The organism is Enterobacter soli (assembly GCF_964208575.1).
In the GTDB taxonomy this organism is placed as follows: domain Bacteria; phylum Pseudomonadota; class Gammaproteobacteria; order Enterobacterales; family Enterobacteriaceae; genus Enterobacter; species Enterobacter soli_A.
This window is the reverse complement of the sequence record NZ_CAXOFU010000018.1, coordinates 18396-29962: the sequence shown is the minus strand read 5'-3', so window position 1 is coordinate 29962 and position 11567 is coordinate 18396. Positions and strand designations below refer to the sequence as shown.

The 11567-nt window shown below is 58.5% G+C and carries 8 protein-coding genes; 5 read left to right on the top strand and 3 right to left on the bottom strand.

The window, feature by feature from the left end; all coding sequences use genetic code 11:
* Positions 1-25: 25 nt before the first annotated feature.
* Both cytR and priA read right to left on the bottom strand, forming a co-directional pair.
* Entirely contained in the window at positions 26-1051 is a 1026-nt protein-coding gene (cytR, locus tag AB6V08_RS17295; protein WP_368544047.1) for a DNA-binding transcriptional regulator CytR, read from the bottom strand.
* A gap of 131 nt (positions 1052-1182) precedes the next feature.
* Positions 1183-3378, bottom strand: a complete 2196-nt coding sequence (gene priA / locus AB6V08_RS17290; RefSeq protein WP_368544046.1) for a primosomal protein N' — start codon at positions 3376-3378, stop codon at positions 1183-1185.
* Between the two features lie 200 nt (positions 3379-3578).
* Between priA and rpmE the strand changes: the two genes are divergently transcribed.
* Positions 3579-3791: a 50S ribosomal protein L31 gene (gene rpmE / locus AB6V08_RS17285; protein ID WP_234672948.1), complete on the top strand. Its 213-nt coding sequence runs from the start codon at positions 3579-3581 to the stop codon at positions 3789-3791.
* Between the two features lie 48 nt (positions 3792-3839).
* Here rpmE and metJ read toward each other — a convergent pair whose 3' ends face one another.
* Positions 3840-4157 (bottom strand): met regulon transcriptional regulator MetJ, encoded by a 318-nt coding sequence (gene metJ, locus AB6V08_RS17280; protein ID WP_007369220.1) that lies wholly within the window; start codon positions 4155-4157, stop codon positions 3840-3842.
* A 280-nt stretch (positions 4158-4437) separates the two neighbouring features.
* Between metJ and metB the strand changes: the two genes are divergently transcribed.
* The 4 genes from metB (at position 4438) to katG (ending at position 11538) form a co-directional block, all read left to right on the top strand.
* Entirely contained in the window at positions 4438-5598 is a 1161-nt protein-coding gene (gene metB, locus AB6V08_RS17275) for a cystathionine gamma-synthase (protein WP_368544044.1), read from the top strand.
* Between the two features lie 2 nt (positions 5599-5600).
* A complete protein-coding gene (locus tag AB6V08_RS17270) occupies positions 5601-8033 on the top strand; it encodes a bifunctional aspartate kinase/homoserine dehydrogenase II (protein ID WP_368544043.1) in 2433 nt (810 codons plus the stop codon).
* Positions 8034-8258: 225 nt separating this feature from the next.
* Complete coding sequence (gene metF / locus AB6V08_RS17265) at positions 8259-9149, top strand: methylenetetrahydrofolate reductase (RefSeq protein WP_368544042.1); 891 nt, start codon at positions 8259-8261, stop codon at positions 9147-9149.
* A gap of 208 nt (positions 9150-9357) precedes the next feature.
* Positions 9358-11538, top strand: coding sequence for a catalase/peroxidase HPI (katG, locus tag AB6V08_RS17260; RefSeq protein ID WP_368544041.1), 2181 nt, complete (start codon positions 9358-9360; stop codon positions 11536-11538).
* The last annotated feature ends 29 nt before the right edge of the window (positions 11539-11567 follow it).

Here is an 11567-nt window from a genome sequence, read left to right as displayed (position 1 = left end):
TACGGGTGTCCTAAAGGCGTTTACTTTAAGTCAATGCCTGGGTGGACCCGCGAACAATCAGCTCGCAATCAAGCAAACGCGAGCCGCTGCTAACTGTTTGACCGTGCAGCTGATCCAGTAGCAAAAGCATAGCTTCACGGCCAATTTTGTAGCGGGGTTGTGCAACGGTTGAGAGAGGTGGATCGCAAAATTCGGAAAGGGAAATATTATCGAAGCCGATAATCGACAGATCGTTCGGCACCCGCAGACCGCGGCGTTTGGCGTAGGAGAGCGCGCCCAGCGCCATCACGTCGCTGTGGCAGAAGACCGCCGTTGGCGGTTCTGACAGCGCCAGCAGCTTCTCCAGCGCCAGCGCGCCGGCTTCGAAGGTGAAATCCCCGCGCGCAATATAGTGTGGGTCGACAACCGCCCCGGTACGGCGCAGCGCCTGGACGTAGCCCTGCAAGCGGTAGTGGCACAGCGGCATCTCTTCCGGCCCGGCGATACAGCCAATGCGCTTGTGTCCCAGCTCCTGAAGATAGTTCACGGCGTTAAAGGCCGCAGTCAGGTTGTCGATATGCACCGTCGGCAATTCAAGCTCCGGCGCGAATTCGTTTGCCATCACCATCGGCGGCAGGTTGCGCTGCTCTTCGATGCTGGCGTCAAACGGCAGGCGCGAGCCGAGCAGCAGCATGCCGTCGATTTGCTTGGTGATGATGAGGTCGATGAAGGTCTTTTCCTGCTGATTCTGGTGGGCGCAATCGCCAATCAGCACCAGATAGCCCTGTTCGGCGGCGGTCACTTCGATGCCGCGGATGATTTCGCTGAAGAAGGGATCGCAAATGTCCGGCACAATCACCAGGATCGTGCGTGATTCATTGCGTTTAACGTTGCGCCCCATGGCCTGCGGGAAATAGCCCACTTCCAGCGCCGCCTGCTCTACGCGATTGCGGGTCGCCTGGGAGACTTTGTCCGGGTTCATTAATGCGCGGGACACGGTTGCCGTTGAAACCTGGGCTTTCTGGGCAACGTCTTTCATGGTCGCCGTGGCAACCTCTTTCCTCGACTTCAACGTCTTCTCCTCGCGAATACACCGAACTTCTGACACATCATTTTTACAGATAGTTTATGAGAGCGGTTACAGAATTTTCATAAAAAGTGTGAGGTTGGTTAAATTTTTTCGATCCTTCTCGCAATATGGCCTTAGCCTTCAATGGGATCGACGTCGAGCACCCACTTCACCTTGCGCGCTTCGGGGAGGGTATTGATCAAGGCGAGCGTGCCGCTGACGATGTGCTGCAGGCGTATACGCGACGGATGCTGCAGCAGAATTTGCCAGCGAAAGCGCCCGCCGCGCTTCGGCGCCAGCGCCGGAACCGGGCCTAAGATCCACAGCTGGCCGTCCACCATCGGGCTGGCCTGCAGGAGGTTTCTTAGCTGCTGAAGGAAAAGCGGCGCCTGCTGGTTGTTATGGTCTTCCGCGCGAATAATCACGTGGCTGGTCCAGGGCGGCAGCTGCATGGTCTGACGCTCGGCCAGCGCCTGCTCGGCAAAGGCGTCATAGCCTTTATGCAGCAAGGTTTGCAGAAGCGGATGTTCAGGATGGTGGGTTTGCAGCACCACTTCGCCCTGTTTCCCGGCACGCCCGGCACGCCCGGCGACCTGGGTATAAAGCTGGGCAAAGCGTTCCGCAGAACGGAAATCGGCAGAGAACAGCGCGCCATCGACGTCCAGCAGAGCCACTAGCGTGACGTCCGGGAAGTGGTGCCCTTTGGCCAGCATCTGGGTGCCAATCAGAATGCGCGCGCCGCCGCGATGCACCTCGGCAAGCTGTTGCTCCAGCGCCCCTTTGCGGCTGGTGGTATCGCGATCGATGCGTGAGATCGGCACGTCCGGGAAGAACGGCGCCAGCGCCTGCTCGAGCTGCTCCGTTCCCAGCCCCACCGGCACCAGATGCGTGGAGCCGCACGACGGGCACTGGCGCGGGATGGCCCGCTGGCTGTCGCAGTGGTGGCAGCGCAAATGCCGCTGTGCCTGATGCAGCGTGTAGTAGTGGTCGCAGCGCGGACATTCCGCAATCCATCCGCAGTCGTGGCACAGCAGTGCCGGGGCGAAGCCGCGTCGGTTCAGGAACAGGATCACCTGATTCCCGGCCTGCAAATGCTGGCGCATTCGGGTAATGAGCGCAGGGGCTAAACCGGCCTGTACCTGCTGCCCTTTTAAATCCAGCACGTGCTGAATGGCGGGGCGGGCATTTCCCGCGCGGCGCGTGAGGCGCAGCATGTGGTATTTCCGCTGGCGAACGTTATGCAGCGTTTCGAGCGCCGGGGTGGCGGAGCCAAGAATAATCGGGATTTGCTCGCTGTGGGCGCGGTACACCGCCAGATCGCGGGCGTGATAGCGCCAGCCTTCCTGCTGTTTATAAGAGCTGTCGTGCTCTTCATCTATCACAATGACGCCGAGATTTTTGAACGGCGTAAACAGGGAGGAACGCGTGCCGATGACAATCGCCGCCTCGCCGTTTTTCGCTTTAAGCCACGCGCTAAGGCGCTCGCTGTCGTTCAGGCCGGAATGCAGTACCTCCACCGGGGCGTTAAACCGCTCGCGAAAGCGGGCGATGGTCTGCGGCGTCAGGCCAATCTCCGGCACCATCACCAGCGCCTGCTTGCCCTGGGCGAGCACGTTTTCCAGCACGCTCAGATAGACTTCCGTCTTGCCGGAGCCGGTCACGCCCGCCAGCAGCCAGGCGGAGAAATGGTCGGACGCGCTGTGGATGGCGCCCACGGCGGTGGCCTGCTCGGTGTTCAGGCGCAGGCGATCGCCGGAAACGGAAAAACTGTCGCGCCAGTCATGAAGGGCGGGGGCTTCGCTGGCCAGCTCGCTCAGCCCTTTCTTGCGCAGCGCCTGAAGCGCCGCGTCGTTAAACTCCAGCTCTTCTACCTGGTGACGCCAGATATGCCCCTGACGCAGCGCCGCCAGCGCCTGCTGCTGTTTTGGGGAGCGCTTAAGCGTATTAATGTCGACCGCCTGCCCCTGCTCGGTGGCAAACCAGTACCACATCGGCGCATGGCTGGCACTCTTGCCCTGGCGCAGTAAAATCGGCAGCGCGTGAAACAGCACGTCGCCAATCGGGTGATGATAATAATCCGCCGCCCATAAAAGCAGTCGCCAGGTGCTGGTGGAGAAAACCGGTTCGACGTCCAGCACCTCAGCAACGGATTTCAGTTCGTTGAGCGGCAGCTCGCTTTTTTCGCTGACGGAGACCACAATTCCCACGCGCTGCTGCTTGCCAAAGGGCACGGTCACGCGACAGCCTGCTTTGGCGCTCATGCTGTCGGGCAGCAGATAGTCAAAGGTGCGGGGAAGCGGAACGGGCAGGGCAACGTGAGCGACGGGCATCGAATCTTCCTGACTTGAAAAGTGGCGCGTTAGTATACACATTAGTAAAAGCGGCGTGCGGATCAGTTTGCATAGGCTGGTTAAATTCTGTATGATTCGCCGCCTTTGGTGTACTTTACGCCAAAGAACTTACATTCAACATCGCGTGGTGTCTGGCGTTAGGGCTGGAAGAGCGACGCGGCCTTAACTGAGGTTCTCCCATGAAAAAAGATATCCATCCTAAATACGAAATGATTACTGCAAACTGCTCTTGCGGTAACTCTATCCAGATCCGCTCTACCGTGGGCCACGATCTGAACCTGGACGTGTGCGGCCAGTGCCACCCGTTCTACACTGGTAAGCAGCGTGATGTTGCAACCGGTGGCCGTGTTGACCGCTTCAACAAGCGTTTCAGCATCCCGGGCGCTAAATAAGTTTCCCGAAAAAAAGGCACCGCAAGGTGCCTTTTTTGTATCCGCAAATCAGTATTCCCACGTATCCGGGTCAATCCCCAGCTCACGCATAATCACTTTTGCCTCTTCCGGGATTTCATCGCTGCGTTCTTTGCGCAGGTCTTCATCGTTCGGTAGTGGTTGGCCGGTAAACGCGTGTAAAAACGCTTCGCACAGCAGCTCGCTGTTAGTCGCGTGGCGCAGGTTATTCACCTGACGACGCGTACGTTCATCGGTGAGGATCTTCAACACCTTCAGAGGAATGGAAACCGTAATTTTCTTTACTTGCTCACTCTTCTTACCGTGCTCAGCGTATGGGCTGATATATTCGCCGCTCCATTCAGCCATGAGATACCTTTAATCCTCTCAGTCATTAATCTAAAGGTGCAAAACCGCATATCGTGTTGAGGGTTTTGACCGTAATCTTGCGTAGTTTACCGTAGAGACAGTACCGTGGCACGGATATTGGCGCTGCGGCGTGCACTAAAGCATATAATTTTAACGGCTATTTGCGCATTGCTCAATCTATACGCAAAGAAGTTTAGATGTCCAGATGTATTGACGTCCATACTTTCAATGTTTACTCTGATGCCTGACTTTTCACCTAATAAGCCAGGAAGCCTTCACCATGACGCGTAAACAGGCCACCATTGCAGTGCGTAGCGGATTGAATGATGACGAGCAGTACGGCTGTGTTGTCCCGCCGATTCATCTTTCCAGTACCTATAACTTCACCGGATTTAATGAACCTCGCGCGCACGACTATTCCCGTCGTGGCAACCCTACACGTGACGTGACCCAGCGTGCGCTGGCGGCGCTGGAAGGCGGTGCTGGCGCGGTGTTAACCAACACCGGCATGTCTGCAATCCACCTGGTGACCACCGTCTTCCTGAAGCCTGGCGATCTGCTGGTCGCACCGCACGACTGCTACGGCGGCAGCTACCGCCTGTTCGATAGCCTCGCAAAACGCGGCTGCTATCGCGTGCTGTTTGTCGATCAAAATGACGAGCAGGCCCTGAAGCAGGCGCTGGCAGAGCAGCCGAAGCTGGTTCTGGTGGAAAGCCCAAGCAACCCATTGTTGCGCGTTGTCGATATTGCGAAAATTTGTCAGCTCGCAAGGGATGCGGGAGCGATAAGTGTAGTGGATAATACCTTCCTCAGTCCGGCCCTTCAGAACCCGCTGGAACTGGGCGCGGATCTGGTATTGCATTCATGCACTAAATATCTGAACGGTCACTCGGACGTGGTCGCGGGTGTGGTGATTGCAAAAGATCCGGAGGTTGTCACGGAACTGGCATGGTGGGCGAATAACATCGGCGTCACCGCCAGCGCGTTTGATAGCTATCTGCTGTTACGCGGCATTCGTACCCTGTCGCCGCGCATGGAAGTGGCGCAGCGTAATGCCCTGGCGATTGTTGATTTCCTGAAAAAACAGCCGCTGGTGAAAAAGCTGTATCACCCGTCGCTGCCGGAAAACCAGGGGCACGAGATCGCCGCGCGTCAGCAGAAGGGTTTTGGGGCAATGTTAAGTTTTGAACTGGATGGCGATGAGCAAACGCTGCGTCGCTTCCTGAGCGGGTTGTCATTGTTTACGCTGGCGGAATCCTTAGGCGGGGTCGAAAGCTTGATCTCCCACGCCGCAACCATGACGCACGCAGGTATGGCACCCGAAGCTCGTGCCGCCGCCGGGATTTCTGAAACGCTGCTGCGTATTTCAACCGGTATTGAAGATTCTGAAGATTTAATTGCCGATCTGGAAAATGGCTTCCAGGTCGCAGCCAAGGGGTAATCATGAGTGTGATAGCGCAGGCAGGGGCGAAGGGTCGTCAGCTGCACAAGTTTGGTGGTAGTAGTCTTGCTGATGTGAAGTGTTACCTGCGTGTCGCAGGGATCATGACGGAGTATTCACAGCCGGGTGACATGATGGTTGTCTCGGCGGCAGGCAGCACCACCAACCAGCTGATTAGCTGGCTGAAATTGAGCCAGACCGATCGCCTTTCTGCGCATCAGGTTCAACAGACGTTACGCCGCTACCAGAGCGAGCTGATTGCCGGCCTGCTGCCGCCAGAGGTCGCGGACGGTCTGATTTCTGCGTTTACCCACGATCTTGAGCGCCTTGCCGCGCTGCTGGACAGCGGCATTACCGATGCGGTGTATGCCGAAGTGGTGGGCCACGGTGAAGTCTGGTCCGCACGCCTGATGGCGGCCGTGCTGCAACATCAGGGCCTGGATGCCGCCTGGCTCGACGCTCGTGACTTCCTGCGCGCCGAGCGTGCGGCGCAGCCTCAGGTGGATGAAGGCCTCTCCTATCCGCTGCTGCAACAGCTGCTGGTACAGCATCCGGGCAAACGCATTGTGGTGACCGGCTTTATCAGCCGCAGCAGCGCGGGTGAAACCGTGCTGCTGGGGCGTAACGGCTCTGACTACTCGGCAACGCAAATCGGTGCCCTGGCGGGCGTGTCCCGCGTGACCATCTGGAGCGACGTGGCGGGCGTTTACAGCGCCGACCCGCGCAAAGTAAAAGATGCCTGCCTGCTGCCGCTGCTGCGTCTGGACGAAGCCAGCGAGCTGGCGCGTCTTGCCGCACCGGTGCTGCACGCTCGTACCCTGCAGCCGGTTTCCGGCAGCGATATCGACCTTCAGCTGCGCTGCAGCTACACCCCGGATCAGGGCTCTACCCGCATCGAGCGCGTGCTGGCCTCCGGGACGGGTGCGCGTATCGTTACCAGCCACGACGATATCTGCCTGATCGAGTTCCAGGTGCCATCCGGGCAGGACTTCAAGCTGGCGCATAAGGAAATCGACCTGATACTTAAGCGGGCGCAGGTGCGTCCGCTCGCCGTTGGCGTGCATAACGACCGCCAGCTGCTGCAGTTCTGCTATACCGCCGAAGTGGCCGACAGCGCGCTGAAAATTCTTGATGAAGCGGGCCTGCCGGGCGAGCTTCGTTTACGTCAGGGGCTGGCGCTGGTGGCGATGGTGGGCGCGGGCGTCACCCGTAACCCGCTGCACTGCCACCGCTTCTGGCAGCAGCTGAAAGGCCAGCCGGTAGAGTTTACCTGGCAGTCGGAAGAGGGCATCAGCCTGGTGGCCGTGCTGCGTAAAGGGCCAACCGAAAGCCTGATCCAGGGGCTGCACACCATGCTGTTCCGCGCCGAGAAGCGCATCGGTCTGGTGCTGTTCGGGAAAGGCAATATCGGCTCTCGCTGGCTTGAGCTGTTTGCCCGCGAGCAAACCACGCTGTCGGCGCGTACCGGGTTCGAGTTTATCCTGGCGGGCGTGGTCGATAGCCGCCGCAGCCTGCTGAATTACGACGGGCTGGACGCCAGCCGCGCGCTGGCCTTCTTTAATGATGAGGCGGTCGAGCAGGACGAAGAGTCGCTGTTCCTGTGGATGCGCGCGCACCCTTACGATGACCTGGTGGTGCTGGACGTCACCGCCAGCGAGCAGCTTGCCGACCAGTACCTTGATTTCGCCAGCCACGGTTTCCACGTCATCAGCGCGAATAAGCTGGCGGGGGCGAGCAGTACCGATAAATACCGCCAAATCCACGACGCGTTCGAGAAAACCGGACGCCACTGGCTGTACAACGCCACGGTGGGGGCGGGCCTGCCGGTCAACCATACCGTGCGCGATCTGATTGAAAGCGGTGACAGCATTCTGGCGCTGAGCGGCATCTTCTCCGGCACGCTCTCCTGGCTGTTCCTGCAGTTCGACGGCACCGTGCCGTTCACCGACCTGGTGGATCAGGCGTGGCAGCAGGGGCTGACCGAGCCCGATCCGCGCGTCGATCTCGCCGGTAAAGACGTGATGCGCAAGCTGGTGATCCTGGCGCGCGAAGCGGGCTACGACATCGAGCCGGGCCAGGTACGCGTGGAGTCGCTGGTGCCTGCGGGCTGCGAGGAAGGCTCTGTCGATCACTTCTTTGAAAACGGCGACGAGCTGAACGACCAGATGGTGCAGCGCCTGGAGGCCGCGCGCGAAATGGGCCTGGTGCTGCGCTACGTGGCGCGTTTCGAAGCCAACGGCAAAGCCCGCGTCGGCGTTGAGGCCGTGCGTCCTGAGCACCCGCTGGCGGCGCTGCTGCCGTGCGATAACGTCTTTGCCATCGAAAGCCGCTGGTACCGCGATAACCCTCTGGTGATCCGCGGTCCGGGAGCGGGCCGCGACGTGACCGCAGGCGCGATCCAGTCGGACATCAACCGCCTGGCTAAGCTACTGTAACCCCTGTATTTCCCTCTCCCTTTGGGAGAGGGTTAGGGTGAGTGCATCAGACCGCACTCACCCCCCATCATGAATCCCCTTCATCTTCCCTGAACATTCCACACAGTTAATAGTGATTATTTCTGTTGACGCCATGCCGCTTTTCCGTCATTTTTACATCTGGACGTCTAAACGTATAGAAGTTCGAACACAACAAACAACGACACGCGATTGATGAGGTAAGGTATGAGCTTTTTTCACGCCAACCAGCGGGAAGCCCTGAATCAGAGCCTGGCTGAGGTAAACGGCCAGATTAATGTTTCTTTTGAATTTTTCCCGCCGCGCACCAGTGAAATGGAGCAAACCCTGTGGAGCTCTATCGATCGCCTGAGCAGCCTTAAGCCTAAGTTTGTCTCCGTGACCTACGGCGCGAACTCCGGCGAGCGCGACCGCACGCACAGCATTATTAAAGGCATCAAGGATCGCACCGGTCTGGAAGCGGCACCGCACCTGACCTGTATCGACGCCACCCCTGATGAACTGCGCATCATCGCCCAGGATTACTGGAATAACGGGATCCGCCATATCGTTGCCCTGCGCGGCGACCTGCCGCCGGGCAGCGGCAAGCCGGACATGTATGCCGCCGATCTGGTCGCGCTGCTGAAGGGCGTTGCCGACTTTGATATCTCCGTTGCCGCCTATCCGGAAGTGCACCCGGAGGCGAAAAGCGCGCAGGCCGACCTGCTCAACCTGAAACGCAAAGTTGAGGCCGGTGCCAACCGCGCGATCACCCAGTTCTTCTTTGACGTTGAAAGCTATTTGCGATTCCGCGACCGCTGCGTATCGGCGGGCATCGACGTCGAAATTATCCCGGGAATTCTGCCGGTTTCTAACTTCAAACAGGCGAAGAAATTTGCCGATATGACCAACGTGCGCATCCCGCTCTGGATGTCTAAAATGTACGAAGGGCTGGACGACGACCCGGAAACACGCAAGCTGGTGGGCGCAAATATCGCGATGGATATGGTGAAAATCTTAAGCCGCGAGGGGGTAAAGGACTTCCACTTCTATACCCTTAACCGTGCTGAGATGAGCTATGCCATATGCCACACCCTCGGCGTCAGACCTGGCGTGTAACAAAATAAAAGCCCTCTTCGGAGGGTTTTTTGATTTATAAGGGTATTTTTTTCCGCCCAATTCAGCAATGCTGCTTCAGTTGTAAAAAGTCACGTATTTTCCAGGTGAAATTAAACGGAATTAACTATCGAATCTGTGGGTTATCCCAGCTATACCTTATCTTTTAAGGCATATATCGTAACGGTAACACTGTAAAGGGAGCATAACGATGAGCACGTCAGACGATACCAACAAAGCGGCAGCAGTCGGCAAATGCCCGTTCCATCAGGGCGGTGTCGACCACAGCGCAGGCGCAGGAACCAGCAGCCAGGATTGGTGGCCAAAACAACTTCGGGTAGACCTTCTTAACCAGCATTCAAACCGTTCGAACCCATTGGGTGAAGATTTCGACTACCGCAAAGAATTCAGCAAACTTGATTACTCCGCCCTGAAAGGCGATCTCAAAGCACTTTTAACCGATTCTCAACCGTGGTGGCCTGCCGACTGGGGCAGCTATGCGGGGCTGTTTATTCGTATGGCCTGGCATGGCGCGGGTACCTATCGTGCCGTTGACGGCCGTGGTGGCGCAGGGCGCGGTCAACAGCGCTTTGCGCCACTGAACTCCTGGCCCGATAACGTCAGCCTGGATAAAGCGCGTCGTCTCCTGTGGCCTATCAAGCAGAAATACGGTCAGAAAATCTCCTGGGCCGACCTGTTCGTCCTCGCCGGTAACGTGGCGCTGGAAAACTCAAGCTTCCGTACCTTTGGTTTCGGCGCTGGCCGTGAAGACGTTTGGGAACCCGATCTCGACGTGAACTGGGGCGATGAAAAAGCCTGGCTGGCCCACCGCGATCCGGAGGCGCTGGCGAAGCGTCCGCTGGCTGCAACCGAAATGGGCCTGATCTACGTGAACCCGGAAGGGCCAAACGCCAGCGGCGATCCGCGCTCTGCGGCGGCGGCGATTCGCGCCACCTTTGGCAACATGGGGATGAACGACGAAGAGACCGTTGCGCTGATTGCAGGCGGCCATACCCTCGGTAAGACCCACGGCGCGGGCGAAGCAACGCACGTCGGGACTGACCCGGAAGCCTCGCCGATTGAAGCGCAGGGCTTAGGCTGGGCAAGCACCCACGGTACGGGGGTTGGTGCCGATGCGATCACCTCCGGGCTGGAAGTGATTTGGTCGCAAACCCCGACCCAGTGGAGCAACTACTTCTTCGAGAACCTGTTCAAATATGAGTGGGTACAGACCCGCAGCCCGGCTGGCGCTATTCAGTTTGAAGCGGTGGATGCACCTGAAATTATGCCGGATCCGTTCGACCCGTCGAAAAAACGCAAGCCAACCATGCTGGTCACCGACCTGACGCTGCGCTTTGACCCGGAATTCGAAAAAATCTCCCGTCGTTTCCTGAACGATCCGCAGGCCTTCAACGAAGCCTTTGCGCGCGCGTGGTTCAAACTGACGCATCGGGATATGGGGCCAGTATCACGCTACATGGGGCCGGAAGTGCCGAAAGAAGAGCTGATCTGGCAAGACCCGCTGCCGCATCCGTTCTTCCGTCCAACCACCGAAGACATTGAAAGCCTGAAGGTTGAGATCGCCGCTTCCGGGCTGAGCGTGTCCGAGCTGGTTTCCGTTGCCTGGGCGTCGGCGTCTACCTTCCGCGGTGGCGACAAACGCGGCGGTGCCAACGGTGCGCGACTGGCGCTGGCTCCGCAGAGAAGCTGGGACGTGAACGCCGTTGCAGCGCGCGTTCTGCCCGTGCTGGAAGGCATTTACAAGTCCTCCCACAAGGCGTCACTGGCCGATATCATCGTGCTGGCGGGCGTGGTAGGCGTTGAGAAAGCAGCGAAAGCGGCGGGTGTTAACATCACCGTGCCGTTTACCCCAGGCCGCGTGGATGCGCGTCAGGATCAAACGGATATCGAGATGTTTAACCTGCTCGAACCGGTTGCCGACGGCTTCCGCAACTACCGCGCACAGGTTGATGCGTCCTCTACGGAATCTCTGCTGATTGATAAAGCGCAGCAGCTGACGCTGACCGCACCGGAAATGACCGTGCTGATTGGCGGCCTGCGCGTGCTGGGCGCTAACTTCGACGGCAGCAAGAATGGCGTATTCACCGATCGCGAGGGCGTGCTGAGCAACGACTTCTTCGTGAACCTGCTGGATATGAACACCCAGTGGAAAGCTACCGACGACTCCAGTGAGCTGTTTGCCGGTAGCGATCGCGCCAGCGGTGAAGTGAAATACACCGCTACCCGCGCCGACCTGGTATTCGGTTCGAACGCAGTGCTGCGCGCGCTGGCGGAAGTGTACGGCAGCAGCGACGGTCAGGAGAAGTTCGTGAAAGACTTCGTCGCCGCGTGGACGAAGGTGATGGAACTGGATCGTTTCGATTTGCTGTAAGAGAAATCCCCGCTTCGGCGGGGATTTTT

Coding starts and splice junctions, on each gene's coding strand:
- priA (WP_368544046.1), bottom strand. CDS start 3,378: ATGCCCGTCGCTCACGTTGCCCTGCCCGTTCCGCTTCCCCGCACCTTT.
- rpmE (WP_234672948.1), top strand. CDS start 3,579: ATGAAAAAAGATATCCATCCTAAATACGAAATGATTACTGCAAACTGC.
- metJ (WP_007369220.1), bottom strand. CDS start 4,157: ATGGCTGAATGGAGCGGCGAATATATCAGCCCATACGCTGAGCACGGT.
- metB (WP_368544044.1), top strand. CDS start 4,438: ATGACGCGTAAACAGGCCACCATTGCAGTGCGTAGCGGATTGAATGAT.
- AB6V08_RS17270 (WP_368544043.1), top strand. CDS start 5,601: ATGAGTGTGATAGCGCAGGCAGGGGCGAAGGGTCGTCAGCTGCACAAG.
- metF (WP_368544042.1), top strand. CDS start 8,259: ATGAGCTTTTTTCACGCCAACCAGCGGGAAGCCCTGAATCAGAGCCTG.
- katG (WP_368544041.1), top strand. CDS start 9,358: ATGAGCACGTCAGACGATACCAACAAAGCGGCAGCAGTCGGCAAATGC.